This is a genomic window from Cellulophaga baltica, assembly GCF_900102165.1.
In the GTDB taxonomy this organism is placed as follows: Bacteria; Bacteroidota; Bacteroidia; order Flavobacteriales; family Flavobacteriaceae; genus Cellulophaga; species Cellulophaga baltica.
Window position 1 is genome coordinate 146,408 of sequence record NZ_FNBD01000001.1, and the last position, 26,514, is coordinate 172,921.

Consider the following 26,514-nt stretch of genomic DNA (forward strand, 5'->3'; position numbering starts at 1 on the left):
AGCCCTTAGCGTTTACTTAATATTTATGAGCTTAGTTAGATTAAAAATAAAGGGGATATCTTATAGTCAGACGCAAAATGGTGCGTATGCCCTAATATTGAATGAAGTTGAAGGCGACCGAAAGTTGCCTATTGTAATTGGTGCTTTTGAAGCTCAATCCATAGCTATTGCCTTAGAAAAAGAAATAAAACCTCCTAGACCCTTAACACACGATCTTTTCAAAAACTTTGCAGATCGGTTTGATATTGTGGTAAAACAAGTGATCATACATAAACTTGTAGACGGTGTTTTCTATTCTAGTATTATCTGTGAGCGCGACAAAATTGAAGAAATAATTGATGCTAGAACTAGTGATGCCATTGCACTGGCCCTACGTTTCAATGCTCCAATTTTTACTTATAAAACCATTTTAGACAAAGCAGGTATCTTTTTAAAATTCTCAAGTAAGGATAAAGAAGACGAAAACGCTGATGACAGTATCATGGTCAATGAAATTTTACAAGAAGGCGAAACTGTAGAGATTACAGGATCTGCCTCTGATGGCTATTCTGAGCTTTCTATTGAAGAGCTCTACAAAGAATTAGAAAATGCAGTCACCAGTGAAAACTATGAAAAAGCTGCCAAATTAAGGGATGAAATTTCCAAACGCCAATAATTACTTTATTTTAATTTTATTTTGATGAAAAAAAGCCTTTGGTTAACGCTAATTATATTACTATTAGCCCTCCCTATATTTGCCCAAGAAATTACCCCATTAGATACTATAACATCATCTATAGACACGAGCACTATAAATGATATTACTCCTACCGCATTAAACACCCCTAGCATACGCCCAAATGAAGGGTTTACCCTGAATAGCCTTTTTAGAGGTCTATTAGGGATGGTCTCTTTAATCTTAGTTTCTTTCCTATTCAGTGCAAACAGAAAAGCAATTAATTGGAAAACAGTTGGGATTGGTTTAGGCCTGCAGGTAATCATCGCTATTGGTGTTTTAAAAGTTCCATTTATTCAATACATTTTTGATAAGATTGGTAAACTTTTTGTAAAAGTTTTAGAATTTACCACGGCTGGTAGTAAATTTTTATTTGAAGGCCTTGTTGTTGATATGGATACCTTCGGATTCATATTTGCTTTTCAAGTACTACCCACCATTATCTTCTTTTCTGCTTTAACTTCTGTGCTATTTTATTTAGGCATCATCCAGAAAGTAGTAAAGGTTTTAGCTTGGATGTTAACCAAAACCTTAGGTATTTCAGGAGCAGAAAGTTTAAGTGTTGCCGGAAACATATTTTTAGGACAAACAGAAGCTCCCTTATTGATTAAGGCCTATTTAGAGAAAATGAATAAGTCCGAAATCTTATTAGTTATGATTGGTGGTATGGCAACCGTTGCCGGCGCTGTTTTAGCGGCATATATAGGATTCTTAGGTGGAGATGATGAAATACTTCGCTTACAATTTGCAAAGCACCTTTTAGCAGCCTCTGTAATGGCAGCTCCTGGAGCAATTGTAATTTCTAAAATACTATATCCACAAACCGAAGCTGTAAATACCGATGTACATGTATCTACTGAAAAGATTGGATCCAACTTTTTAGATGCTATTGCTAATGGAACTACAGAAGGTTTAAAGCTTGCTGTTAACGTAGGAGCGATGCTTCTGGTTTTCGTTGCTTTTATTGCTATGATAAATTGGGTATTTGGAGAGCTTGGAGATTTCACTCATTTAAATGGTTGGATTGCAGCAAACTCTTCATACGAAAAGCTATCGCTTGAATCTATCTTAGGGACCATTTTCGCCCCATTAATGTGGCTTATTGGGATTGCTAAAGAAGATGTTATGCTCATGGGGCAACTGCTAGGAATAAAATTAGCCGCAAGTGAATTTATTGGATACATACAACTTGCCGATTTGAAAGATGCTACAAATGGCATTCATTTCACCTATAACAAATCTGTAATTATGGCTACTTATATGCTTTGCGGATTTGCGAATTTTGCATCTATTGGAATTCAAATTGGAGGTATTGGGTCTTTAGCTCCAGGACAACGCAAAACACTTTCTGAGTTTGGACTTAAAGCAGTTCTAGGAGGATCTTTAGCTTCTTTACTTTCTGCAACTATTGCAGGGATGATTCTAGGATAATTCATTATCAAAACGGATAAATCCTAAAAAAATAGACGAAGCCATGAATTCTATTTATTTTTAAAATAGAATCACATTCCGTTTGATTTCTTATTTTTGATTTCAGATAAGCGTTCACAGCAATTACATAAGTTACCGTACTATTATGAAACAATATCACGATTTATTAAACCATGTTCTAGAAACAGGAAATCAAAAAGGCGACCGTACAGGTACGGGAACTAAGAGTGTTTTTGGATATCAAATGCGTTTTGATCTAAGTGAAGGTTTTCCTATGGTAACCACCAAAAAACTACATTTAAAATCTATAATCTATGAATTGCTTTGGTTCTTAAAAGGGGATACCAATATTGATTATTTAAAAGAAAATGGCGTACGTATTTGGAATGAATGGGCTGATGAAAAAGGCGATTTAGGTCCTGTTTATGGACACCAATGGCGTAATTGGAATAGCGAAGAAATAGATCAAATAAAGGAGGTAGTTGAGACACTAAAAAACAATCCAAACAGTAGAAGAATGCTTATCTCTGCTTGGAACCCAAGTGTGTTACCAGATACCACCAAATCCTTCTCTGAAAATGTTGCCAACGGAAAAGCCGCTTTACCACCATGCCATGCGTTCTTCCAGTTTTATGTTGCTGATGGCAAATTATCCTGTCAATTATACCAACGTAGTGCAGATATATTTTTAGGCGTCCCTTTCAATATCGCCTCTTATGCTTTATTCACCATGATGATGGCACAAGCCTGCGGTTATGAGGCAGGAGATTTCATACACACTTTTGGTGATGCTCATATCTATAATAACCATATGGATCAGGTTGCGCTGCAATTAAGTAGGGATCCGAAACCATTACCAAAAATGGTTCTAAATCCAGCAGTGAAGAATATCTTTGATTTTAAATTTGAAGACTTTACCTTAGTAGATTATAATCCGCACCCACACATCAAAGGCGTGGTTGCTATATAACTACACCATGAAAAAAATCTATGCATTCCTTCTATTATTCCTATCTCTTCAATACGCAGCAATAGCACAACAAGAAATAAGCATCCAAGAAGTTGAAGAGGACGGCGCAATTCAGGAAATTCCCTTTATCGTTTTAGATCAAGCCCCCATCTACCCAGGTTGCGAAAGTGAAGACATTCCAGATAAAACAGCTTGTTTTCAGCAAAAATTATACGATCATATTAGCGCAAACTTCAGGTATCCCGAGGAAGCTAAAAAAGAAAACATTCAAGGGCATGTTTTTTGTGGATTCTTAATCGATGAAACAGGAAAAATAACGAACATAACTGTCAGAGGATCTCACGAGTTATTGGAAAATGAGGCTAGAAGAATAACGGAGTTAATCCCTAATATGCTAGCACCTGCTCAACATGGAGGCAAAATTGTTAGAACTCCATACTCTCTTCCATTAACCTTTAAACTCTAATCTAACATGAAGACCAATTTCTTACGCGTAGCCATAGTACTTATCTCTTTCAATGCTCTATCACAAACTACAGATTATAACCCTTTTTCAGAAAACAACTTTGCAAACTTTAAGGATTGCAATGCACCAACAAGTAGTGCTGCGGAAGAATGTTTTAGAAAAGTTTTGATGAAAAACTTTGACGCTTCATTTAGCTACCAGGAAGAAAAGACAGAAACTAATACTAACGGAAGATCTGTTTATTTTAATTTTAAAGTAGATTCCATTGGCGAAATACATAAGGTTGATTTCTATGACTCTGATGATAAAAAAATCCGAGAGCCTTTAGAAAGCTCCATAGCGCAATTACCAAGAATGTTACCCCCTACAGAAGATGGCATTGAAGGCAACACCACCTTTATTTTAGAATTAAAAATTATTCCTGAGGAAAGAGCACTATTTAAAGTTGTAGATATTAAAACTAGATTTGAAAAGCCAAAAACCAAGGAAAAAGAAAACGCAGAAACCTTTGAATTTAACGTCATAGATAAAGTACCTGCATTTCCTGGTTGCGAAATAGAAATTGAGCAACAGCGAAAACAATGCTTTCAGCAAAGAATGATGAAACACATCATGCGAAATTTTAGGTATCCAGAATTTGCACAAGAAAAAGGAATACAAGGAAGAGTATCCGTTTTATTTGTTATAGACAAAGAAGGTAATATAACAGGTATAAAAACCAGAGGTTCCCATCCTGTAATGGAGTTAGAAGCAAGGAGAATTATCTCTAAACTACCTCAAATGGAGCCCGGAGAACAAGGTGGAAAACCTGTTAAGGTTCCCTTCTCTCTCCCTATTACATTTAGACTCGAATAGCATACAAAAAAGGCCGAAACAAATTTGTTTCGGCCTTTTTGTATAAAATAAAATAAGATAATTACAATTCTAAAACAGCATTCTCTGCTCCAGCAAAATCATTCCATTGGTACCGGTCTGCCTCTGCGTCATTCACATAAGTATCATCAATAAGGTACCTAAATTCATAAGATGCTTCCTTCGGTAAATCCATAGTACCTTTAAAAGTACCATTCTTTAATTTTCTTAAAGTTCCTTTTTTAGGATTCCAATTATTGAAATCTCCTACTACATAAACCTTAGAAGCCTCTTCTGCTGGCACTGTAAAAGTTACTTTACATACCGGCTTACTTTTTAAATACTGTTTTGTGATAGCCATAGCGTTTTCATTTAAGTTCTATACAAAGCAAATCAATATATAATTGATAAACAATAAGTTAACGACGATTTATCAAATTGGTAAATTTACATTTACAAAAAATTAGAATTCTCAATTAAATGTAGGAATTTTTTGTATTTACAAAGTCTTTACATCTGTTTTTTTATGACATTTATAACTTTAGAAACATTTTTCAAGGTATTATAAAAATGAAAACTAAGTCGTATACCCTCTCCACGTTGTGAACAGATAATATCATTATTAAGTAATGCATCAAATAATTTCTGATTGCCTTTAATATTAAAGATAGTGCTATGATTTCCTCTAGACACTACAATATCCTCTAATAGATTTAATTTAGTAAACTCTTGGAATGCAAATTCACTCAGCGCTTTATTTGTTTCCCCAATCGTTTTCATACCTACCCGAGATAAAAAATCAAGTGAACATTTTAAACTTCCAAAACTTAAAGTGTCCAAATGCCCTGGTTCAAAATGCTTAATAAAATCAATATGTTCAAATCCATCTACATCTCCATCAGCCGAATTAAATCCTGCACTTTTTAATTTAAAAATACTTTTCACATGGTCTTTGAAAAGCATAAATCCGTTTCCACTACCAGCTAACAACCATTTATAAGCGCTTGCTCCCAATACATCAATAGCGGAATTATCAAAATCAAAATCTTCCGTACCACAGAATTGAGTTCCATCGGCAATAATTAATAATTCTGGAAATTCTACTTTAAGTTTAGCAAGAAAATCCAAATCGATCTTAATCCCGTTTACCCATTGCACAATACTAATTGCTAAAACGGTAATATTCTCTGATTTAATTTTTTCTATAATTTTTTGTTCTAAATTTTCTTGAAGTATCGCTACGTAGTGCACATCAAAACCACGGCTCATAAACGGCCATTTAAGAGACGGGTAATCATCATCCAATAACAATACCTTATTTGAAGTATCTAAGCCTTCTAAAAGCATATTCATTCCTAATGAGAAATTCTGAACCAAAGCTACATTCTCATTTTTACAGTTGAAAAAAGTTCCCACAGTGGCTCTCACCTGTGCTATTAACTTTGCAGCTTTAAGTTTAAAATTACTACCTCCAATTAAATAGTCTAAATCATGTTCTTGCCGCCAATCTAAAAGGCCATCATACATAATTCCGTATGCAGCAGTATTCACATAAATAGATTGGTCTAAAATTGGAAACTCTTTAATTATCTTTTGCATGATGATCTCTTGAAATAGGATTATACTATCTTTGTTAGTAAAGATACTAATTGAGATGTTTTCAAAAGCTAAAAAAGATTCGGAAATAAATTTGGAACAGCATGAACTACTAGAACATGCACAAGTACGTATTAAGCAAAAGAAGCGCCTTTATGCGCATTTTATTATCTTTTTAGTAGGAAGTGTTTTTTTGGTATTAATCAATAAAATTCTAAAATACGGCGATACCTATAACTGGTTTATTTGGGCTATTACCTTTTGGGCCTTTCTATTTATAATGCATCTTATCAATGTATTTGTCACCCAAAAATTTATGGGTGTAGATTGGGAACGCAGTCAACGAGAAAAATTAGTAAAAAAACAAAAACTTAGGATTTCAGAATTACAGAAAGAAATAGAAACAGATTTCCCTATTTCTCAAATTAATAAAAAAAAAGAAGATTGAAAACAGTTACACTCATAGCTGCTGCAGCTGAAAATAATGCCTTAGGAAAAGATTACGACTTACTATGGCATCTTCCTGATGATTTTAAAAGATTTAAAGCGCTTACTACTGGTCATCCTATAGTAATGGGAAGAAAAACATTTGAGAGCTTCCCTAAACCACTACCCAATAGAACTCACATTATCATCACCAGAGATAAAAATTACTCTACTACATTTGAAAACTGCCAGATTGTACACTCGTTAGATGCTGCTTTAGCTGTTGCTAGAGAAATTGATGAAAATATTTTTATTATAGGCGGAGGAGAAATATATGCTTTAGGACTTGAGAAAGCAACACATATAGAACTTACTAGAGTTCATACCACTTTTGAAGCCGATGCATTTTTTCCGGATTTTGATAAGAACAACTGGGAATTGATTAAGGAAGTGCATCATGCTAAAGATGATAAGCACAAGTATGATTTCACCTACTTGACCTACCAATCAAAAATCTAAATACGTCACAGAAACTTCATATGCTGTTAAGAAATAATTTAACTCTTCAGCACTTTTGTTACTATAAAACTGATGACTTGATTTCTGCTTGTTGGCAGCCATCTTATGCTGCTCTAGAATACTCTTAGTCTGTTTTGCAACCGCCTCACCAGAATCTATAATAGCTACTTTATCTGTTACAATTTCTTTAATCAATGGAATTAAATAAGGATAATGCGTACATCCTAAAACTAAATAATCCATTCCTTTTGCCATCATAGGATTTAAGTATTGTTCCAAAAGATTTTTAACCTCAGAACTTTCTATTTTACCAGCTTCAATTAAAGGTACCAAACCCTCCCCTTCTTGTTCTATAATGGTTATGCCTTCAGAATATTTTTTTGAGGTGGTATTAAACAGTGCACTTGTTAGTGTACCCTTTGTTGCTAACACGCCAATGGTCTTAGAAATGCTATTTAAAGCTGCTGGTTTAATCGCTGGCTCTATTCCTATAAAAGGAACATCATAAGTCTCTCTAAGGTAGGCTATAGCATTTGTGGTGGCTGTATTACACGCTACAACAATTAGTTTACACCCCTGACCTAGAAGAAATTCTGTATTCTTAATACTCAGCTGTAAAATATCATCAGCAGACTTCTCCCCATAAGGGGCGTTAGCACTATCTGCTAAATATATCGTATGCTCATTTGGCAATAATTTGTGTATTTCCTTCCATATAGAAGTACCACCAACTCCAGAATCAAAAATACCTATAGGCTGTAAACTCATAAGACAAATAAAGAATAGAGATTAAAGTTACATTAAAAACCTATTTAAATAAAACTAGATACCTTCTAAAAATAAAAAAGCCCACATAAAGTGGGCTTTTTTAGTATGTTAAATTCCTGTACTAGAAACCTAATTCCTTCTTTACTAATGCTAATAAATCTGTTCCTTTAGCAACGATAACACCGCTACCTTGAGAGGAATCTAAAACATAGTTTACACCTTGTGCAGCGGCAACTTTTTCAATAGCAGCTTTAGCTTTATCTGAAATAGGACCTAATAAAGCAACTTGCTTATTTTGTAATTCCTGACTAGCTTTTTGTTGTGCACTCTGGATATTTTTTTGAGCTTCTTGTAACTCTAATGTTCTTTTCTGATTTTCTTCATCTGACTTACTTGGAGCCTCACTTTCGTACTGCTTAAATTTACTTTGAAGTGAAGTCATTGAACTTTGAATATCAGCACCGTAAGTTTGCTCTAATTTCTTTAGCTCAGCTTCAGCAGCTTTCATCTCTGGCATTGCAGACATTAACTCTGTTACGTTAATATGAGCCATTTTATTTTGTGCGTTTACAAAACTTGTAGCTGTTACAAATAAGACTACTGCTACTACTATTCCTTTTAAATGTTTCATGATTTTCAAATTACTTATTTTGAGTGTTAAATTAATGGTTTATTCCCGTACGGGCACTTTTTGAGTTTAAAATTATTTAATTATTTTCTTTTTCTTCTGCTTCCTGAGCTGCCTTTTTCTTTGCCTCACGCTCTTCTAACAATTTCTTACGTCTTGCTTCATACGCTTTCTTGCGTTCTTCGCGTAATTTTAACTGCTCTTCTCTTTTATCTGACGCTAACTTTTCTCTGGTCTCTTGCGCATCCAACGCTTGCTCTTTTCGCTCTTTTAAGGCATCGCTCATTTCTCGCTCTACAGGCTCTTCATCACGCTTGTTCATTTTCTCACGAGCAGCACTTACTTTACGTGTTCTAGAAATTGCTTTTAATACTAAATCACTGATATCTAATCGCTTCTCCGCATACAACATAACAACATCAGCAGATTTATCAAAAATCATATCATAATTCTTACTCTGACCAATTTTCTGTACTTCCGTAAATACTTGATCTTGTATTGGCTGTATTAAACGTTGTTTGGATAAAAACAAATCTCCTCCTGGCCCAAATCGATCTTGTTGGTAATCGAACATTTCTTTTTCTAGAAGACTAATCTCTTCTTCTCGCTCCTCAATAAGTTCTGCTGTTAACAGTACCTTTTCTGCCATCAAATCTTTCTTCATTTGATCTACAGCGCTTTTCTCTTGCTCAATTTCTAACTTCCATTTCTGAACCTTTGTATCGAGCTGATCGTTTGCCTCTCTATACTCCTCAACGTTTTCTAAAATATACTCCATATCTATATACGCTATTCTCACTCCACGGGTTTGAGAGAAGCCATTGATAGCTAATAGAATTGTACTGATAACTAAAAGAACCTTTGTTTTCATTTCGTTTACATTTACTATAATAGAAAATATCGTGCCAAAATAATTAAATTATTTAAGAATGTTATTAGATTCTACGATTTAACTGCAAAAAACAGTCTTTATCTCACCAATAACAAAAAAAAACACGTACTACTATCAAAATTAATACTATTATTAATTAGGTTGATGGTAATACGTGTTTTTAATTATACAATTTTTTAAAACTGCTGACCAATAATAAAGTGAGTCTGCCAACCACTTGGCCCTACAGAACCAGGATTTAAATCGGTATCAAAACCGTATCCAAAGTCAATACCTAACAAACCAAAAGCAGGCATAAATATACGTAAACCAGCACCTACTGATCTTTTAATTTCAAAAGGATTAAATTCTTTAAAGCTCGTAAAAGCATTACCTCCTTCTGCGAACACAAGGCCATATATAGAAGCAGATGGCTTAAGCGTTAAAGGATACCTTAATTCCATAGAGAACTTGTTATAGATAAGTCCCCCAGCTTGATCTGTTTGACCTGTAAATTCATTGGTTACATAAGGCGTTATTGATTGGTTCTCATACCCCCTAAGCTGAACATTCTCACGACCATCTAGGGTAAAGTTCCCCATACCGTCTCCCCCTACAAAGAAACGTTCGAAAGGCACATCGCCCACTTTACTGTTGTAGTTTCCTAGGAAACCAAACTCAGCGTTTGTTCTTAATACTAAAGATTTATTACTTACATTACCAATTAAGGTAGTATACCAATCTCCTTTGAAATTTACTTTATAAAACTCTAACCACTTGAAACGTTCACGTTCAATACGCTCTATCTCCTCTGTCCTAGTAGCATCAGATTCAGTACTTGCATAAACCGCAGCTTCATCTTCATTTAATTGATTATAATCTTTCCCGTTTAATAAAGACCATGGCGGTGTGAACTTTGCTTTAATTTCAAAGTTAGATCCTGATGTTGGGAAAATTGGGTTTGTTCCTGCTGATCTCCTAGAAATTCCTAGGGTATACGCTAAAGAATTAACTTTACCATCGCCAAAATTGAAAAGTCCTAAATTATAATCTTGGAAATTATACAATTGATATCCTACCGAATGTGATATGGTAAAGAAATCATCTGGCCATTGCACACGTTTTGCAATCCCTAAAGTAATACCCGTAATAGAGAATTGTTGATCTTTGTCTACATCAAAACTTCCGCTATTATTATAAGACGCTCTAAACTGCTGTGTTCTTGATAAAGACATGTTAAAACCAACTGGCTTTCTACCACCTAGCCAAGGCTCAGAAAAGTTTAAGCTGTATACTCTATACGTCTGACTTGCTTGCAAACGTAAGGCAAATGTTTGACCATCTCCCATAGGTACCGGCTTGTAAGACTCGCCGTTAAATAAGTTTTTTATAGAGAAGTTACTAAAAGACAATCCTAATGTACCGATGAAACCACCACCACCATAACCACCTTGCAACTCTATCTGACTTGAACCAGATTCTACCAAACTATAATTTAAATCTACCGTACCTGAGTTAGGATCTGGGTTTAAAACATCTGGCTTTACATTTTCTGCATCAAAATATCCTAAAGCACCAAGCTCACGGATACTTCTAATAATATCTGCTTTATTATATTTCTGACCTGGTCTTGTACGTAATTCACGATACACTACATGATCATTTGTTTTATCGTTACCATCTATAGTAACATGGTTAAGGAATGTTTCCTTACCTTCTATAATTCTAATTTCAAAATTAATAGTATCATTTGCTGCAGACATCTCTACAGGATTAATACTAGAAAACATATAGCCATTGTTTTGATATAAGCTTGTAATATCATTTGGATCTGGCTTGGTATTATCAGCAATTCTTTCCTTAAGTAATACCCCATTATAGGTATCTCCTTTTTTAATCCCTAAAACAGAGCTCAACTGTCTATCTGTATATACTGTATTTCCAACGAAATCTATTTCCCCAAAATAATACTTATCTCCTTCTTCTACCTTAATAGTAATATCAATAAGGTCATCTCCGTTTTTAGAAACAGAATCAGAGATAATACGGGCATCTCTATACCCTTTCTCCGCGTACGTCTCTACCAACTTTACCAAATCTGCATCATATTCCTCAGGAATATACTTAGACCTTTTTAGGGTTAAAATATTTTTTAATGATTTTTCTTTGGTCTTCTTTAGCGCCTTCTTAAGTCTTTTATCAGATAATTTTTCGTTGCCTTCAAAATTAATATTGCTGATTTTTACTTTTGTTCCCTTCTTTATATTGATCACCATGCTCTGCGCATTAGCCTCAGAAGTATCTACTGCAGTAGCAATAGCCACTTTAGTATTTAAAAACCCTTTTTTCTTGTATTTGTTCTGAAGGTAGTTTTTAGTGTTTGAGATTAGGTTCTCTGTAATTTTCTTACCTTTTTTAAGATCGGTATCTTTTAAGATGTCATCTATTTTTCCTTTTTTAACCCCATAAATAGTAACATTAGATAGCGTAGGTCTTTCTAAAATACTTAATTCTAGAAAAATACTTTCTCCTTCTATTCTCGTAATATAAAAACTTATATCACTAAAAAGTTCTAAGTTCCATAACTTATTAATGATAGCACTAATTTCTTCTCCAGGAACGGTGATAGGTTGACCATCTCTTAAACCCGTATAGGTTTTTACCGTTTGCTCATTATAACTTTGGAGCCCCGTTACTTCTAAACCTCCTAAAATGTACTTTTTCCCTTCCTCATAAGAAGATGCTTCTTGTGCGGTAGAAATTAGTGCGGTTAGAAATAAAATAAAAGTAAATGCTAATTGGGGAGAGGTGATCTTTTTTACACCTCTAGATAAGTTGTTCGCTAGTTTTTCCAAATCTTCGTTCTCTATTTTGGTAATTTAAAATTGCTTCAACCAAATGTTGCTCTGTAAAATCGGGCCATAAAACATTCGTAAAATATAGTTCGGCATATGCAATTTGCCAAAGTAAAAAATTACTGATCCTATGTTCTCCACTTGTACGTATAAGCAGGTCTACATCTGGTAAATCATGCGTGTAAAGATGGTTATTAATAATGGTTTCGTCAATGTTTTCTGAGGAAATTATATTATTTTTAACTTTGCTACTTATCTCTTGTATAGCGTTTTTGAGTTCTTCTCTAGCACCATAACTTAATGCTAAAGTTAAAGTCATACCTGTATTATTGCTAGTTTTTTTAATTACTTCTAACAATTCTTTATGTGCTCTTTTAGGTAAAGAAGCTATATTTCCTATGGTATTAAGCTTAATACCATTATCCATAAAGGTAGGCAGTTCTTTTCGTAGTGATGACACTAAGAGCCTCATTAAAGTATCAATTTCAAATTTTGGCCTTTTCCAATTTTCGGTTGAAAATGTGTAAAGTGTTAGGTAAGGAATTTTCATTTTAACGCAAGACTCCACAACATTACGTACTGTTTTTACGCCATTTTCATGCCCAAAAACTCTCATTTTGCCATGTTGTTTCGCCCATCTTCCGTTACCATCCATAATAATGGCTAGATGATTAGGTACTTTTGTTTTATCAATATTCTCTAGTGTGTTCATATCTATCAATCAAAACAATCAGAGCAAGGTTTTCTTTTAAAGGTATATGTTAAGGTCAACCCAGAGAAAACATACCAATCGTTACTAAAAATATTTCCAAATTCTACATCTAACGAATCTAGATTATCATCTTCAGGATTACTAAAATCTAAGTTATCCGTAAACGTGTATCTCGCACCAATTTCTCCTCCTAAGATAAGCACTTGGCTAATTCTATATTTAAATCCTATGGTCATTGGTATAGCAAAAGCACCATCCCTTTGATCATCATAATTTATAACCTGGTTAGCATCTATATAATTATAATCATACCTAAAGTAGGTAATCCCTGTATATAAATACGGTGTAAATGCAGGTCCTAACCGGTGTAAGTTGTACTCCACAAAATTAAGCTCTAATCCCGCAGAAAATTCCAATATACTATTATCAACTACATACCCTCTTTGTTGCCTAGAGGTCATACTCGATTTAGTATCGTCTGCCGTGAACTCTCCATACAAGACGCTTGCACGCCATGCATATCGTTTACTCTTATTCCATTTAAAAATACCTCCAAAAGCCGGACCAGATGGTAATATATAATTTGTACGTCCTACATCTCCTATATTATTCAATCCACCAGCCATTACTCCAACCTCGAACGTTTGTCCTTTCATTTCAAAAAAAGAAAAGACAACAATTAGCACCAAAAATGTCCTCATGTATTTTAAAAGTTTGCAAATATAACAATTCCAACAGTTTATAAAACTGAAATTATTAGATTGATGTTCTCTAAATGATAAACAACAATTCGCACTATTTATTGTTTTAAAACCAATCAATTACGCTTATCCTCACCCCATAATAATTTATTACGTAGGGTTTTCAAAAAGCTTTCAGAAGTATATTCTATCATTTTAATTGTGATCGCTGATTTTTTGATTCTAATTTCTCTGCCATTTTCTACCGTAGCAATCCTAGAATCTAAAGACACCAAATGATTTTCTTCTCTTCCCGAAACCTTTAATCTAATTTCCGTATCATCAGAAATTACCAATGGCCTAGCATTTAAATTATGAGGTGCAATAGGTGTTAATATTAATGATTTTGCGGTAGGAGCTATCACCGGACCTCCACAACTCAAGGAATACCCAGTAGACCCTGTAGGTGTAGCTACAATAAGCCCATCTGCCCAATAAGATGTCAAATATTCCCCATTTAAATGCGTCTCAACCGTAATCATAGATGTGGTATCTTTTCTACTTACCGTCACCTCATTTAATGCAAAATTTAAATTTTCAAATTCTGGTAACTGAGGTTCCGTATGCACTTCTACCAAGCTTCTTTCTACGATAGTATAGTCTCCAGAAACAAATTCTTTCACCACTTTACGTACATCCTCTTTCTTAAAAGTAGACAAAAACCCTAAACGCCCCGTATTAACCCCCACTATAGGAATATTCAAATCTCGGACATAGGTAATTGCGCGTAGTATAGTACCATCTCCCCCAAAACTTACGAACATATCAAAAGAATTATCCAAACCACTTTCCGCAGTAAACACCTCAAATTCTTTTACTGTTCTAGATTTTTCTAATAACTGATAGAATTCCTTTTCAAAATAAATTTCGGCAGGAATGGTGCTCAATTCATCCAATAACTCAACTACGTAATCAAGTGCATTATCTGAATAAGTTTGTCCGTAAATGGCAACTTTCATAAAAATTATACGTTTAAATATTTAGTCAAATAATCAGATCGTTCTTTTAAATCTTCTAAGAATTGATCATCATTGTTACCATATAATATGCTATAATTATACCTTCTAAAGGTCTGTATAATATCGTTTAAATTAGAACTTCCAATCTTAATAGTCACCTGAATAACATCATTCTTAGAATCGGTTATAAAGCCTCCAATTAACTTTGCATTATTACTTTCTACGATCTGGGCAATCTCACTAAAAGAATAATCTTTAATGCCTTTAGCTACCACCAAAATACCACCAGGTTCCGTAAAAAATGGTGTATCTATGAAAACACTAACAATATCCGTTAGCAAATAATACCCAATTACTTGAGAGTTCTCATCCAAAACAGGAAGAATATTAGCTTCATTTCTAGCAAAAGATTCCAGAACATCTAACCAAGAAGTTTCTTTCGTCACAAAAACAGATTCTAGGCTATACTTGTAATCTTCTATTTTAGTAGAAATATTAAAAAGCTCCATATCATTCTCTGCCAAAACTCCTAAGAATTTTTCTTGAGCAACAATAGCCACATGAGAATGCGTTGTGTCTTTGAAAAATTTCACGACATCTTTCATGGATCCTTCCAATGCAAATATGGGAAGTGTTGTTATTATATGTGATTGTATATTCATATTCCTTATAATTACTGCAAATTACTAATTAAATATGGCAAAAAGCATGCCTTATTTGTATTTTTGTTTTCAAGAAATTGGAACCAATGACAAAATTAAGTGTTAATATAAATAAAATTGCAACGTTAAGAAATGCAAGAGGTGGCAATGTGCCAAATTTACTCACTGTTGCCAAAGACATTGAAGAATTCGGGGCTCAGGGAATTACTATTCATCCAAGACCAGACGAAAGGCATATTAGATATGCCGATGCTCGTGATTTAAAAAATATTGTGACTACAGAATACAATATTGAAGGCAATCCTAATCAGAAATTTATAGAGTTAGTTTTAGCAATAAAACCCACACAAGTAACACTGGTTCCTGATGCTGAAGATGCGATCACCTCTAATGCCGGATGGGACACTATAAAGCACCAAGACTTTTTAAAAGAGGTTATCCAAACGTTCAAAAGTAACAATATTAGAACCTCCATATTTGTTGACCCTATAAGTACCATTATAGAACATGCAGCAAAAACAGGTACAGACCGTATTGAATTATACACCGAAAGCTATGCACATAATTACAGCCTAGCAACAACTGCTGAAGAAAAGGAAGCAGCCATTGCCCCCTTTACAAAAGCCGCACTCACCGCGAACTCTGTAGGCCTTGGCATAAATGCAGGTCATGATTTAAGCTTGGATAATATACGTTACTTTAAAGAAAACGTTCCTAACTTATTAGAAGTATCTATTGGTCATGCCTTGATTTGCGAAGCTTTATATCTTGGAATAGATAATGTGATTAACATGTATTTACACAAATTAAAATAATGCAGATATTACACTCTCAAATACTAGGCAGCGGCAAGCCCTTAATTATCCTTCATGGATTTTTAGGCATGTCTGACAATTGGAAAACTCTAGGCACCCAGTATTCAGAAAATGGTTTTGAAGTACACCTTGTTGATCAAAGAAATCATGGAAAAAGCTTTCAATCGGACAGGTTTAATTATGATGTATTAGCGGAAGATTTACTGCATTATATGGCGCATCACAAGATTGATAAAACAATCTTACTAGGCCATTCCATGGGTGGTAAAACAGCCATGCTTTTTGCCTGCACCTATCCTGAGAAAGTAGAAAAATTACTTATTGCAGATATAGCTCCAAAATATTATCCACCACATCACCAAGAAATTATCAACGCGTTAAATGCAATAGACTTAGAAACCTTAAGCTCTAGAACTGACGCAGACACTGCATTAAAAAAACACATCAGAGATTTTGGGACACGACAATTTCTATTAAAGAATTTGTATTGGAGAGAAAAAGGAAAATTAGATTTCAGGTTTAACCTGAAGGTATTAAGTGAGCGCATGGAAGAAGTAGGTGAAAACATTAACAACACCGATAGTTACGCTGGTCCTACCCTATTTTTACGAGGAGACAGATCTGAATACATTGCCCTTGAAGATTATCCCGAAATAAAAAGGCATTTTCCTGAAGCACAAGTAGCAGAAATAAAAAACGCAGGGCACTGGCTACATGCCGAAAACCCAAAGCAGTTTTATGAACTTTCATTCGCTTTTATGAAAAATTAAAAACAGGTACACTTTTAATTATTTTAAATAATAACTTAAAACAATATCATTTTATATTCCTAACTTTAATGTACTAAGTACATTTTTAAATTCAAAATCTAACTCTTATGAAATTTATACTCCGAATATTATTAAGCGCACTGGCGGTAGTTATTTTATCTTATGTATTACCGCATGTAAATGTTGACAGCTTTTTTACGGCAATTATAGTAGCTGTTGTTTTAAGCTTATTAAATTTCATCGTGAAACCAATTTTAGTCATCCTTACGTTACCGGTCACCATCATTACACTAGGCTTATTCCTCTTGATTATCAATGCAATCATAATCCTATTAGCAAGCAATTTAATTGGTGGTTTTACGGTAGATGGCGTTTTATGGGCGATACTATTTAGTTTATGCTTATCATTTTTACAATCTATATTATTCTCCTTATTAAATGATGACAAGCAATAAGAAGTTATACTTTTGAAATTCAGCAACTTAAAAAGTTGGCAGAATTGACAAAATGTAGTACTTTTGCACACCATTTTATTGAAGTAAAATTAGATATAGAGTATGAATATCACTAAAGAACAGATTGACGAATTAAATGCTGTTGTAAAGGTTGCCGTTACAAAAGATGATTACCAAGACAAGGTAGAAAGTATTCTTAAAGACTACAGGAAACAAGCAAATATTCCTGGATTCAGAAAAGGACAAGTACCTATGGGTCTTATCAAGAAACAATACGGAAAAGCCGTATTAGTTGATGAAGTAAACAAATTATTACAAGACAACCTTAATAAGTATCTTACTGAGGAAAAGTTAGATGTTCTTGGTAATCCATTACCAAAACAACGTGATAATTTCAATTGGGATGCTGAAGATTTTGAATTCGAATTCGAATTAGGTTTAGCACCTAGTTTTGAAGTAGATTTAAAATCTAAGAAAGCAATCACAGAATACAAAATAGTTGCGGATGATAAAATGATCAACGAACAAGTTGAGCGTATTCAGAAGCAATATGGCACACTTACTAGCAAAGCTGAAGTAAGTAAAAAAGACGAAGTTGTTGGTGTTTTCAAAAATGAAGAAGAAGAAATTGAAAACAAAGCTACCTTAGAAATAAGTACGCTTAAAAGCAAAAAAGCAACAGACGCTTTAGTAGGAAGCAAAGTTGGTGATGTTATCACAATCAACACTAAAGGTTTGTTTAGTGAAGATCAAGAATTAGCTTCTGCTTTAGGAATCCAAGCAGAGAAAGCAGAAAAACTTGCTATCGATGTAACATTCACTATTGAAGAAATTAACGAAAGAGAACCTGCAAAATTAGATCAAGATTTATTTGACAAACTTTTTGGCAAAGATGTTGTTTCTTCAGAAGAAGAGCTTAAAGCAAAAATCAAAGAAGATTCTGAGCAGCAGTTTGCACAACAAGCAGACCAAAAATTACTGAATGATATCACTGAAAATTTCATTGATACTACAAAGTTTGACTTGCCTACAGATTTCTTGAAAAAATGGATCAAATTAACGGGTGAAAAAGTTTTAACAGACGAAGAAGCTACTGAAGAGTTTGAAAAATCTGAAAAAGGCTTGCGCTACCAATTAATTGAAGGTAAGATCATTACAGAAAATAAACTTCAAGTTCAGTTTGATGAATTAAAAGAATTCTCTAAAGGTTTTATTAAATCTCAAATGGCACAATTTGGCCAAATGAATCCTGCTGAAGAAGAATTAGAAAACATCGCTGGTAGAGTTTTATCTAACCAAGATGAAGTGAAGCGTTTGTCTGAGCAGTTAATGAGTCAAAAATTATTAACGCTTTACAAAGAAAAAGCAAATCTAAAAACTAAAGAGGTTACTTACGAAAACTTTGTCAAGGAAGTTTACGGGTAGTTTTTGAAAGATAAAATAAGTATCTTTACGGTGTTGGAAACTTGTTTTCAACACCTTTTTTTTATTTAAAAACACATCTAGATATCTATGGATTACGGAAAAGAATTCAAGAACTATGCTATAAAAGACCAAGGTATTAGTAGCATGTATTACGATAAAATCATGAGTAGCATGTACCCTACAAACATGACTCCTAACATTATAGAAGAACGTCAACTAAATGCAATTGCTATGGACGTATTTTCAAGATTAATGATGGACAGGATCATATTTTTAGGTACTGGAATAAATGATCAAGTAGCAAACATTGTTCAAGCACAATTATTATTCTTAGAAAGTGCTGATGCATCAAAAGACATTCAGATTTATATTAACTCTCCAGGAGGTAGCGTATATGCTGGTTTAGGTATTTACGATACAATGCAATATATAAAGCCTGATGTAGCTACAATTTGTACAGGAATGGCAGCATCAATGGGTGCCGTACTTCTATGTGCTGGTGAAAAAGGAAAACGTAGTGGATTAACCCACTCTCGTGTAATGATTCACCAACCAATGGGTGGCGCTCAAGGACAAGCTAGCGATATTGAAATTACTGCTAGAGAAATTTTAAAGCTTAAAGATGAATTATACGAAATCATCGCTAAGCACTCTAATCACGATTTAGAAAAAGTTCGTGATGATAGTGATCGTGACTATTGGATGAAAGCTGATGAAGCTAAAATCTATGGAATGATCGATGAGATTCTTGTAAGAGAAACAAAGTAATTTCGACAAAATATAAACTACTAAAAACAGTAGTAACATAAAAAAGTAAACTAAAACGACCTTTTTAAACGTTTTAGTTTACTAATGGTATTAAAATTATGGCAAAAGAAAGTTTAGAATGCTCTTTTTGTGGAAGAAAAAAACCAGAGACGAATTTATTAATCGCTGGTTTAGACGCCCACATATGTGACAGATGTATTGAGCAAGCTCATGGCATTGTTGCAGAAGAGTCCAAACAAACTAAAAATGAAGATTTATCTTCAGAATTAGTATTAAAAAAGCCTCTTGAAATAAAAGACTTTTTAGACACATTTATCATTGGACAGGAACGCACCAAGAAAGTTATGTCCGTTGCTGTTTACAATCACTATAAACGACTTTTACAACCTTCTTCGAAAGAAGATGATGTAGAAATCCAGAAGAGTAACATTATCATGGTGGGCCAGACAGGAACTGGTAAAACATTAATGGCTAAGACAATTGCCAAAATGCTTAATGTTCCTTTGGCTATTGTGGATGCAACCGTCCTTACAGAAGCTGGTTATGTTGGTGAAGATGTCGAAAGTATCTTAACGAGACTTTTACAAGCTGCTGATTATAACTTAGAAAAAGCAGAGCGCGGTATTGTATTTATTGATGAAATTGATAAAATTGCTCGTAAAAGCGACAACCCATCTATCACAAGAGATGTTTCTGGCGAAGGAGTACAACAAGGCTTGCTAAAATTATTGGAAGGAACTGTTGTTAACGTTCCACCTAAAGGAGGCCGTAAGCATCCAGATCAAAAATTTATAGAGGTCAACACTGAAAACATTCTTTTCATTGCTGGTGGTGCTTTTGATGGTATTGAGCGCGCAATTAACAAGCGTTTAAACATGCAATCTATTGGCTATAGTGCTTCTAAAAATGAAGACAGACCAGATGAAAACAATATTTTACAATATATTATCCCTAGAGATTTAAAAGAATTTGGTTTAATCCCTGAAATCATTGGTAGACTTCCGGTATTAACTCACATGAATCCTCTTGACACAAAAACCTTGAGAGCCATCTTAACAGAACCTAAGAATGCCATTATAAAACAATATGAAAAGTTGTTTAAAATGGATGACGTTACACTTACGGTTACCGAGGATGCCTTAAACTATATTGTAGAGAAAGCCATTGAATACAAGCTTGGCGCACGTGGTTTACGCTCTTTATGCGAAGCTATTTTTACAGATGCAATGTTTGAATTACCTAGCAGTGATGAAAAACAATTAAAAGTATCTAAATCGTACGCAGAGAAAAAACTATCGTTTGATACAATCAAAAAATTAAAAGCAGTTTCTTAATCTTGAAACTGCTTTTTTATAACTTTATCAAGCAACTCTAAGCAGACTTGCTTGATAATTTTTTCGTCTGAATACAGTTCATGTCCAAAACCTGAAGCTTCAGTAACGGAAATATCTAAATTATCTCCCCATTCTTTTTCTGGCCTATATTGATCATTGGCTCCAAATACTAATTTGAACGGAAAATTAGGTTTCATTTTTTCAAAACGTACTCTTGTTGGAGATATGGCATGTAAGGATTTTACAGGCAATCCTTGCAATCCCGCTTTATACACAATAGTACCACCGGTACTAAAAGCCAAATAATGACTTGGAATTATTTCTCTTTTTAACAAATGAGCCACAGCTGTTTCTATACCACCATTTACAAACTCATGATGTAAAGATTCTTGATTCTCTACCACCAAATTTATATTAGCCAGTTCTTGACAATCATAGAAGACAATATCAAAATGCTGCTGAAGGTATCCTAAATAGGACGTAATCCACTGTCCTTTCTTGGTGCCCCACATATCAGAGACTATTACTAATCTTTCTGCCATAATTATAGTTAATTTTTATTGATTGGTTAGTTATTACAATAAATGCTACTCTAAAACGGAAGAAAAACTATTTTATTGGTTCATCCCTAATAATTCCTCAACATAATCTCTTTTATTAGACAACCTAGGAATCTTGTGCTGTCCTCCCAATTTATCTTTCAATTTCAACCAATCATAAAACAAATTTTCCCGAGCCACATGTACCTTAGGCATTTTCAAGGTAATATTATTATAGCGCTTTGCTTCGTAATCTGAGTTAAGAGACTTTAAAGCATTATCTAAGATTTCTGTAAAATAAGCGACCTCTTTTGGCGGTTTTCTAAATTCGATAATCCACTCATGCCCCCCTTTCTCTGTGCCCGCCATGAAGATAGGCCCCGCAGTATAATCCTTTATTTCTGAATCAGTCTTCATACACGTATTACGCAGCGCTTCCTCCGCATTTTCTATAATTAACTCCTCACCAAACACATTAATATGATGTTTTGTTCTCCCTGTAACTTTAATGCGGTACGGACTAATAGATGTGAACTTTATAGTATCCCCTATTTTGTAACGCCACAAACCAGCATTGGTAGTTATAATTATAGCGTAATTCTTGTTCTTTTGCACTTCCCAAAGCGGTACAATTTTCTGCTCCTCATCGTAATACGTATCCATGGCAATAAACTCATAAAAGATACCATAGTCTAACATTAATAAGAGCTCATCAGAATTGTTTCGATCTTGTATTGCAAAGAACCCTTCAGACGCATTATATATTTCGTAATAATTGAAACTTTTTCGAGGTAATAGTTTTTTATATTGTTCCTTGTATGGATTAAAACTAACCCCGCCATGAAAGTAGACTTCTAAATTCTCCCAAACTTGAAAAAGATGATCCTTACCCGTATCTTTTATCACATTATTTAACAAAACAAGCATCCACGAAGGCACTCCCGCAAGGGAGGTAACATTCTCTTGCGTACTTTCTTTGATAATAGCCTTTAACTTAGACTCCCATTCACTCATTAGAGAAACCTTATTACTAGGTGTACTACTAAGTTCTGCCCAGAAAGGCATATTATCTATTAATATGGCAGACAGGTCCCCAAAGAACGTACCATTATCCTCGTAGAGCTCTTTACTCCCTCCTAAGCGCAAACTTTTACCCGTAAACAATTGAGAATTTTCATTATTATTCAAATACAAACAAAGTAAATCTTTACCCGATTTATAGTGGCAATCTTCTAAAGCTTCTGTACTTACCGGAATAAATTTGCTTTTAGCATTGGTAGTACCACTGCTCTTTGCAAACCATTTAATTCCTGTAGGCCAAAAAATATTCTGCTCCCCTCTGCGTGTACGCTCAATATCAGGTTCCATTTCCTCATAAGAAGTTACAGGCACTCTGCTTGCAAAAGTCCTATAACTTAATATAGAACCAAATTCATGCTTCCTCCCTATTTCCGTATCTTTTGCAAAAGATAACAGCTGCATCAACACTTCTTGCTGCACTTCTTCTGGGTATTTTAAAAAAAGTTCTATCTGATGATAGCGCTTTTTCAATAGCCAAGAAGCAATAGAATTAAATAATGGTATTGACATTTTAGGTATCTTTAAGCCTTAATTAGTTTCATTAATTTGAGTTTAACAATTTAAGAAATCGTTTTAAACTTTAAGGTTTTCGATTAAAAATTTACAGAGAAATATTTTATGCAGTACCAAGGTGTTTTACAAAAAATGCAAACAGAAATAGGGCAGCCTATTCAATATTATATGCTATTTGAGAATGATTTTCTCAATGTCAATCAAATCTTAAACAAAGAAGTTACGATTAGCTTTATAAAATACCAGTGTTTAAACTGCAAACTTGACAAGCCCATTTACCGTCAAGGCTTTTGCAAGAGTTGTTTTTTTGATATTCCTTCTGCGGGAGATTGGATTATGCGTCCAGAATTAAGTACAGCACATTTAGACCAAGAAGACAGAGATCTTGCCTACGAAAAGAAAGTACAATTACAACCTCATATTGTCTATTTAGCCAACTCTAGCAACGTTAAAGTAGGTGTAACAAGAAAATCTCAAGTTCCCACGCGTTGGATTGACCAAGGCGCGCATGAAGCCATTGAAATTGTAGAAGTACCCAACCGCTATTTAGCCGGAATAACCGAGGTTGCTTTAAAAAATTATGTTGGCGATAAAACCAACTGGAGAACCATGCTTAAGAATGAAATAGCAGATGAGGATCTTATTGAATGGCGGAACAAGCTCAAGCAATACATCCCAGAGGAGGCCTTACCGTATTTTATAACATCTAACACAGAAACTCATTTAAATTTCCCGGTTTCTCAATATCCTAAAAAAGTAAAAAGCCTTAACCTCAGCAAAACTCCAACTTTCACTGGAACTTTGATTGGGATTAAAGGCCAATACTTAATATTTTCAGACGACACTGTTTTTAATGTCCGCAGTAATGAAGGACTTTATGTCTCACTAACGATTAATTATTAGTAGTATCCTTTTTCTTTTTATTTAAAAATCCACCCAAAACTGATTTTGCAGCATCTTTAACTGCCGTATTTTTTGTAGCCGCTGCTGTAGAATCAGTTTTGGTTGTTGTAGTCGTAGTTGTTTCCTTTTTATTAGATAAGATTCCGCCTAAAACATCTTTCACTTGCGTTTTTGTATCTACTGCTGTAGCCGACGAATCTTTCTTAGCTTGGTTTCCAGACAACAGACCACCAATTAAATCTGTAGCCTTATCTTTTCCTTTTGCTATAAGCTTTTGCTTCTCTATCTCGATTAACTTAGACGTTAAATCTTTCACCCCCGAAGTCAAATCGGTTGTTACCGTAGGGCTTGTGTAATTACCTCCAATAGAAGCCGTAACAGGAACCGTTAAATTATCCAAAGATTTGTCATCAATCTTAGCAATTAAACTTGTTATATCTTTTCCTAAATATTTTGACGGCACATTAAGCACAGCCGCATAATTCATTTTTTGATCAAATGTATGGCTTCCATTAACCGTCACGGCAATGTCCTGATAATTAACTGTAAAAGGTTTCACTGTTACCGTTCCATTATCAAAAGATAAGGCCGTTTTTAATCCTTTTAAATCTAATTTATCTAAAGATAAAAAGCTAAGCTTGCTATTTAAAGCTGACAATACTTTGGTTTGATTTGGATCTACTTCAGTACCAAATATCTCCGCTAAAAGATTTCCCGAAATCGTTGCTAAATTTGGCGTAAAGTCATTGTTCAACATTCCAGATATAGAGATATCGGAATTTAATTTACCCTGGATGGCATTCGCTACTGGCGCAAGTACTTTAAACAATTCTAATGCTTTAAAAGTTTCGCTAATATTAAAACTATCCATTCCTAGTTTCATAGCAAACGTTGGTGTTTCATTCTTAGTAGAAACCTCACCATTGAAGGCTAATTTTCCATTAAAAATTGAAGACGTCATATTTTGCAGAGTTGCTTTTTCATCTTTAATTATCATAGTACCTGATACATCTTTTAAGGTAAGATTATCATACAATACTGTTCCTGCTGAAGCATTAATAGTAGCATCTAAAAAAGATGGTATTTTTATTTGCTCTGTACCCGCAGTAGTTGTTGTGGTAGTTCTAGCTACTTCTTCAGCCTCCGCGACCGATTCTTCTACCATAAAATCATCTACCGCAAAGGTGTTTGATTTTAAATTAAAATTACCTTCTACATTTTCATCATTAAACATGAAACCCAAAAGGTTATTAATAGTACCTGTAGCACTAAAATCTGTCTTACCTGTAACACCACTTAACTCATTTAAAGAAACCGTTTTAGGGTTGAAAGTTACTGCCGTAGAGGTAATTTTTACAGGATTTTTAAGCTCTTCTGAATTGTATACGAAATTCTTTAAACTAAGATTCCCATTAATATTCGTATTCTCATACTTTTCATTTTCAATAGATGCCATATCAAAAGCTGCATTTACATCTGCCGCTAATAAGCCTTCTAATTTTAAATCTACAGGCACCGGGTACGCCTTAGCGATATTCGCTAAATTCATTTTACCATCTATATGAGACTTTACCTTGGTATTTCCCATTAAGTCTTTAATATTAGCCACCATATTAAACTTATCCTCATCAATCATAAAAGATAGTTTTCTAATATCTACATACGTATCATCAACAATTCCAGTCTCGTTCGTAATTTCCGTATCTATGAAAACATTACGCACCGCTTTAGGTAAGTCTGGATATTTAAATGAAGCGTTATCAGAATTAATATCAATCTTAAATTTTGGAATATGAGTATCATCAACAATACCATTAAATCTTCCTGCGATACTAAAGTTTCCGGTAGTTTTTACATTTTCTATGTTCTTAGAATACTCTTCAGGAATAACTGCTAAAAAGTTTTTAAAGTCAGACGAAGGTGTTTTAAAGCTAATATCAATCTCTTGACTATCATCATTCAACTTTATAAAACCATCAAAAACTAATGCAAGTTGATTTATTAAAGCTTCATTCTTCAAAAAACTATACGTGCTTGTCGCTAAATCTACCCCAATAAGCGCATCTAATTTTATAGGATTTTTATTCAAGTAATTTGTACTATCCATTTCAAAAGACACCAACCCACTTGTTTTTGTATCTAATTCTGATTTCTCTAAAGACAAATCTCCAGTTCCAGAATGATTCATATCTACAAGTTCAAAACGCATTCCTGTCGCTTCGTCTAGATATTTTATCCTAGCATTATTAATCGCGTAAGAATCCATTGAAAAAGTAAAATTGCTAGAAGCTTCAGATTCCTCTGCTGCCGGAGCGTTAGCATCTTCTACTGCAATATCATAATTGGCAACACCTTCTTCATTTACCAAGATGTTTACCAAAGCACCATCTATAGTTAAACTAGAAATTGCAATGGCCTCATCGGCTCCTTTAAACAGTTCATTAATAGACATGTTCAAAGCCACTTCTTTTGAAGAAAACAAAGTATCACCAACAAAAGGGGCCTTATTGACCAAGGAAATATTGTTCATGGTCAGCTTAGCATTCGGGAAGGAAGTAAATAGCGTTAAATCTGCATCCTCAAAATCAAAGGTAGCCGTGATGCTATTATTTACTTTATTTTTTATGATTTCAGCTATTTTACCTTTTAGAAAAAAGGGCGCTGCGATTAGCGTAATTATAAATAGCAATAAAACAATACCTACAATTTTTAATATTTTCTTTTTCATCTACTAAGCCTCTT

Annotated in this window: 27 protein-coding genes; 14 read left to right on the top strand and 13 right to left on the bottom strand. The window is 34.1% G+C overall.

Annotation, left to right across the window (positions count from 1 at the left end; all coding sequences use genetic code 11):
* The first annotated feature begins 25 nt into the window (after positions 1-25).
* From BLQ19_RS00655 to BLQ19_RS00675, 5 genes are all read left to right on the top strand, one after another.
* Positions 26-655 carry a bifunctional nuclease family protein gene (locus BLQ19_RS00655; RefSeq protein WP_025615889.1) on the top strand — a complete coding sequence of 210 codons (630 nt, stop codon included), beginning with the start codon at positions 26-28 and terminating at the stop codon, positions 653-655.
* A gap of 24 nt (positions 656-679) precedes the next feature.
* On the top strand, positions 680-2,146 hold the full coding sequence (locus BLQ19_RS00660; protein WP_029450023.1) for a NupC/NupG family nucleoside CNT transporter: 1,467 nt from the start codon (positions 680-682) through the stop codon (positions 2,144-2,146).
* A 145-nt stretch (positions 2,147-2,291) separates the two neighbouring features.
* Positions 2,292-3,116: a thymidylate synthase gene (locus BLQ19_RS00665; RefSeq protein WP_029447092.1), complete on the top strand. Its 825-nt coding sequence runs from the start codon at positions 2,292-2,294 to the stop codon at positions 3,114-3,116.
* Positions 3,117-3,123: 7 nt separating this feature from the next.
* Complete coding sequence (locus tag BLQ19_RS00670) at positions 3,124-3,582, top strand: energy transducer TonB (RefSeq protein ID WP_052085070.1); 459 nt, start codon at positions 3,124-3,126, stop codon at positions 3,580-3,582.
* Positions 3,583-3,588: 6 nt separating this feature from the next.
* Complete coding sequence (locus BLQ19_RS00675; RefSeq protein WP_074537091.1) at positions 3,589-4,437, top strand: energy transducer TonB; 849 nt, start codon at positions 3,589-3,591, stop codon at positions 4,435-4,437.
* A gap of 61 nt (positions 4,438-4,498) precedes the next feature.
* On the opposite strand, the gene BLQ19_RS00680 is transcribed toward BLQ19_RS00675, so the two are convergent.
* Positions 4,499-4,795 (bottom strand): isoamylase early set domain-containing protein, encoded by a 297-nt coding sequence (locus BLQ19_RS00680; RefSeq protein WP_074537092.1) that lies wholly within the window; start codon positions 4,793-4,795, stop codon positions 4,499-4,501.
* 149 nt (positions 4,796-4,944) lie between these two features.
* Positions 4,945-6,033 carry an aminotransferase class V-fold PLP-dependent enzyme gene (locus BLQ19_RS00685; protein ID WP_074537093.1) on the bottom strand — a complete coding sequence of 363 codons (1,089 nt, stop codon included), beginning with the start codon at positions 6,031-6,033 and terminating at the stop codon, positions 4,945-4,947.
* Positions 6,034-6,088: 55 nt separating this feature from the next.
* Between BLQ19_RS00685 and BLQ19_RS00690 the strand changes: the two genes are divergently transcribed.
* Positions 6,089-6,478 carry a 2TM domain-containing protein gene (locus BLQ19_RS00690; RefSeq protein WP_025615894.1) on the top strand — a complete coding sequence of 130 codons (390 nt, stop codon included), beginning with the start codon at positions 6,089-6,091 and terminating at the stop codon, positions 6,476-6,478.
* Positions 6,475-6,975 (top strand): dihydrofolate reductase, encoded by a 501-nt coding sequence (locus tag BLQ19_RS00695; RefSeq protein ID WP_074537094.1) that lies wholly within the window; start codon positions 6,475-6,477, stop codon positions 6,973-6,975. The genes BLQ19_RS00690 and BLQ19_RS00695 overlap by 4 nt, the downstream gene beginning before the upstream one ends.
* On the opposite strand, the gene murI is transcribed toward BLQ19_RS00695, so the two are convergent.
* The 8 genes from murI to BLQ19_RS00735 form a co-directional block, all read right to left on the bottom strand.
* A complete protein-coding gene (gene murI, locus BLQ19_RS00700) occupies positions 6,964-7,743 on the bottom strand; it encodes a glutamate racemase (RefSeq protein WP_074537095.1) in 780 nt (259 codons plus the stop codon). The genes BLQ19_RS00695 and murI overlap by 12 nt on opposite strands.
* A 121-nt stretch (positions 7,744-7,864) precedes the next feature.
* A complete protein-coding gene (locus BLQ19_RS00705) occupies positions 7,865-8,374 on the bottom strand; it encodes an OmpH/Skp family outer membrane protein (RefSeq protein WP_024481792.1) in 510 nt (169 codons plus the stop codon).
* Positions 8,375-8,450: 76 nt separating this feature from the next.
* A complete protein-coding gene (locus tag BLQ19_RS00710) occupies positions 8,451-9,242 on the bottom strand; it encodes an OmpH/Skp family outer membrane protein (RefSeq protein WP_024481793.1) in 792 nt (263 codons plus the stop codon).
* 197 nt (positions 9,243-9,439) lie between these two features.
* Positions 9,440-12,097, bottom strand: coding sequence for a BamA/OMP85 family outer membrane protein (locus BLQ19_RS00715; protein ID WP_074537096.1), 2,658 nt, complete (start codon positions 12,095-12,097; stop codon positions 9,440-9,442).
* A complete protein-coding gene (uppS, locus tag BLQ19_RS00720) occupies positions 12,069-12,809 on the bottom strand; it encodes an undecaprenyl pyrophosphate synthase (RefSeq protein ID WP_025615896.1) in 741 nt (246 codons plus the stop codon). The genes BLQ19_RS00715 and uppS overlap by 29 nt, the downstream gene beginning before the upstream one ends.
* A gap of 5 nt (positions 12,810-12,814) precedes the next feature.
* The gene (gene porG, locus BLQ19_RS00725) at positions 12,815-13,510 is read right to left on the bottom strand and encodes a type IX secretion system protein PorG (protein WP_029447100.1); all 696 of its coding nucleotides are present in this window, start codon (positions 13,508-13,510) and stop codon (positions 12,815-12,817) included.
* Positions 13,511-13,626: 116 nt separating this feature from the next.
* Positions 13,627-14,508 (bottom strand): NAD kinase, encoded by an 882-nt coding sequence (locus BLQ19_RS00730; RefSeq protein ID WP_024481797.1) that lies wholly within the window; start codon positions 14,506-14,508, stop codon positions 13,627-13,629.
* Between the two features lie 5 nt (positions 14,509-14,513).
* Positions 14,514-15,170 (bottom strand): CBS domain-containing protein, encoded by a 657-nt coding sequence (locus BLQ19_RS00735; protein WP_024481798.1) that lies wholly within the window; start codon positions 15,168-15,170, stop codon positions 14,514-14,516.
* Positions 15,171-15,256: 86 nt separating this feature from the next.
* Here BLQ19_RS00735 and BLQ19_RS00740 point away from each other — a divergent pair, with 86 nt between their 5' ends.
* The 6 genes from BLQ19_RS00740 (at position 15,257) to clpX (ending at position 20,737) form a co-directional block, all read left to right on the top strand.
* Positions 15,257-15,985, top strand: a complete 729-nt coding sequence (locus tag BLQ19_RS00740; RefSeq protein WP_074537097.1) for a pyridoxine 5'-phosphate synthase — start codon at positions 15,257-15,259, stop codon at positions 15,983-15,985.
* Entirely contained in the window at positions 15,985-16,755 is a 771-nt protein-coding gene (locus BLQ19_RS00745; RefSeq protein ID WP_074537098.1) for an alpha/beta fold hydrolase, read from the top strand. Before BLQ19_RS00740 ends, BLQ19_RS00745 begins: the two co-directional genes overlap by 1 nt.
* Positions 16,756-16,862: 107 nt before the next feature.
* Positions 16,863-17,210, top strand: a complete 348-nt coding sequence (locus BLQ19_RS00750; protein ID WP_074537099.1) for a phage holin family protein — start codon at positions 16,863-16,865, stop codon at positions 17,208-17,210.
* Positions 17,211-17,312: 102 nt separating this feature from the next.
* Entirely contained in the window at positions 17,313-18,635 is a 1,323-nt protein-coding gene (gene tig / locus BLQ19_RS00755; RefSeq protein ID WP_034664696.1) for a trigger factor, read from the top strand.
* A gap of 87 nt (positions 18,636-18,722) precedes the next feature.
* On the top strand, positions 18,723-19,403 hold the full coding sequence (clpP, locus tag BLQ19_RS00760) for an ATP-dependent Clp endopeptidase proteolytic subunit ClpP (protein WP_025615902.1): 681 nt from the start codon (positions 18,723-18,725) through the stop codon (positions 19,401-19,403).
* A 98-nt stretch (positions 19,404-19,501) separates the two neighbouring features.
* Complete coding sequence (gene clpX / locus BLQ19_RS00765) at positions 19,502-20,737, top strand: ATP-dependent Clp protease ATP-binding subunit ClpX (RefSeq protein ID WP_025615903.1); 1,236 nt, start codon at positions 19,502-19,504, stop codon at positions 20,735-20,737.
* Here the strand turns inward: clpX and BLQ19_RS00770 are convergent.
* The gene (locus tag BLQ19_RS00770) at positions 20,734-21,279 is read right to left on the bottom strand and encodes a hypothetical protein (RefSeq protein ID WP_025615904.1); all 546 of its coding nucleotides are present in this window, start codon (positions 21,277-21,279) and stop codon (positions 20,734-20,736) included. The genes clpX and BLQ19_RS00770 overlap by 4 nt on opposite strands.
* 72 nt (positions 21,280-21,351) lie before the next feature.
* A complete protein-coding gene (locus BLQ19_RS00775; RefSeq protein ID WP_074537100.1) occupies positions 21,352-22,866 on the bottom strand; it encodes a GH3 auxin-responsive promoter family protein in 1,515 nt (504 codons plus the stop codon).
* Positions 22,867-22,974: 108 nt separating this feature from the next.
* Between BLQ19_RS00775 and BLQ19_RS00780 the strand changes: the two genes are divergently transcribed.
* The gene (locus BLQ19_RS00780; protein ID WP_074537101.1) at positions 22,975-23,772 is read left to right on the top strand and encodes a DUF2797 domain-containing protein; all 798 of its coding nucleotides are present in this window, start codon (positions 22,975-22,977) and stop codon (positions 23,770-23,772) included.
* On the opposite strand, the gene BLQ19_RS00785 is transcribed toward BLQ19_RS00780, so the two are convergent.
* Positions 23,762-26,500 carry an AsmA family protein gene (locus BLQ19_RS00785; RefSeq protein WP_074537102.1) on the bottom strand — a complete coding sequence of 913 codons (2,739 nt, stop codon included), beginning with the start codon at positions 26,498-26,500 and terminating at the stop codon, positions 23,762-23,764. The genes BLQ19_RS00780 and BLQ19_RS00785 overlap by 11 nt on opposite strands.
* Positions 26,501-26,514 lie beyond the last annotated feature (14 nt).

What these genes read in the sequence shown, in the direction of transcription:
- BLQ19_RS00655 (WP_025615889.1), top strand. Translation starts at nt 26, where the DNA reads ATGAGCTTAGTTAGATTAAAAATAAAGGGGATATCTTATAGTCAGACG.
- BLQ19_RS00660 (WP_029450023.1), top strand. Translation starts at nt 680, where the DNA reads ATGAAAAAAAGCCTTTGGTTAACGCTAATTATATTACTATTAGCCCTC.
- BLQ19_RS00665 (WP_029447092.1), top strand. Translation starts at nt 2,292, where the DNA reads ATGAAACAATATCACGATTTATTAAACCATGTTCTAGAAACAGGAAAT.
- BLQ19_RS00670 (WP_052085070.1), top strand. Translation starts at nt 3,124, where the DNA reads ATGAAAAAAATCTATGCATTCCTTCTATTATTCCTATCTCTTCAATAC.
- BLQ19_RS00675 (WP_074537091.1), top strand. Translation starts at nt 3,589, where the DNA reads ATGAAGACCAATTTCTTACGCGTAGCCATAGTACTTATCTCTTTCAAT.
- BLQ19_RS00680 (WP_074537092.1), bottom strand. Translation starts at nt 4,795, where the DNA reads ATGGCTATCACAAAACAGTATTTAAAAAGTAAGCCGGTATGTAAAGTA.
- BLQ19_RS00685 (WP_074537093.1), bottom strand. Translation starts at nt 6,033, where the DNA reads ATGCAAAAGATAATTAAAGAGTTTCCAATTTTAGACCAATCTATTTAT.
- BLQ19_RS00690 (WP_025615894.1), top strand. Translation starts at nt 6,089, where the DNA reads ATGTTTTCAAAAGCTAAAAAAGATTCGGAAATAAATTTGGAACAGCAT.
- murI (WP_074537095.1), bottom strand. Translation starts at nt 7,743, where the DNA reads ATGAGTTTACAGCCTATAGGTATTTTTGATTCTGGAGTTGGTGGTACT.
- BLQ19_RS00705 (WP_024481792.1), bottom strand. Translation starts at nt 8,374, where the DNA reads ATGAAACATTTAAAAGGAATAGTAGTAGCAGTAGTCTTATTTGTAACA.
- BLQ19_RS00710 (WP_024481793.1), bottom strand. Translation starts at nt 9,242, where the DNA reads ATGAAAACAAAGGTTCTTTTAGTTATCAGTACAATTCTATTAGCTATC.
- uppS (WP_025615896.1), bottom strand. Translation starts at nt 12,809, where the DNA reads ATGAACACACTAGAGAATATTGATAAAACAAAAGTACCTAATCATCTA.
- porG (WP_029447100.1), bottom strand. Translation starts at nt 13,510, where the DNA reads ATGAGGACATTTTTGGTGCTAATTGTTGTCTTTTCTTTTTTTGAAATG.
- BLQ19_RS00730 (WP_024481797.1), bottom strand. Translation starts at nt 14,508, where the DNA reads ATGAAAGTTGCCATTTACGGACAAACTTATTCAGATAATGCACTTGAT.
- BLQ19_RS00735 (WP_024481798.1), bottom strand. Translation starts at nt 15,170, where the DNA reads ATGAATATACAATCACATATAATAACAACACTTCCCATATTTGCATTG.
- BLQ19_RS00740 (WP_074537097.1), top strand. Translation starts at nt 15,257, where the DNA reads ATGACAAAATTAAGTGTTAATATAAATAAAATTGCAACGTTAAGAAAT.
- BLQ19_RS00745 (WP_074537098.1), top strand. Translation starts at nt 15,985, where the DNA reads ATGCAGATATTACACTCTCAAATACTAGGCAGCGGCAAGCCCTTAATT.
- BLQ19_RS00750 (WP_074537099.1), top strand. Translation starts at nt 16,863, where the DNA reads ATGAAATTTATACTCCGAATATTATTAAGCGCACTGGCGGTAGTTATT.
- tig (WP_034664696.1), top strand. Translation starts at nt 17,313, where the DNA reads ATGAATATCACTAAAGAACAGATTGACGAATTAAATGCTGTTGTAAAG.
- clpP (WP_025615902.1), top strand. Translation starts at nt 18,723, where the DNA reads ATGGATTACGGAAAAGAATTCAAGAACTATGCTATAAAAGACCAAGGT.
- clpX (WP_025615903.1), top strand. Translation starts at nt 19,502, where the DNA reads ATGGCAAAAGAAAGTTTAGAATGCTCTTTTTGTGGAAGAAAAAAACCA.
- BLQ19_RS00770 (WP_025615904.1), bottom strand. Translation starts at nt 21,279, where the DNA reads ATGGCAGAAAGATTAGTAATAGTCTCTGATATGTGGGGCACCAAGAAA.
- BLQ19_RS00775 (WP_074537100.1), bottom strand. Translation starts at nt 22,866, where the DNA reads ATGTCAATACCATTATTTAATTCTATTGCTTCTTGGCTATTGAAAAAG.
- BLQ19_RS00780 (WP_074537101.1), top strand. Translation starts at nt 22,975, where the DNA reads ATGCAGTACCAAGGTGTTTTACAAAAAATGCAAACAGAAATAGGGCAG.
- BLQ19_RS00785 (WP_074537102.1), bottom strand. Translation starts at nt 26,500, where the DNA reads ATGAAAAAGAAAATATTAAAAATTGTAGGTATTGTTTTATTGCTATTT.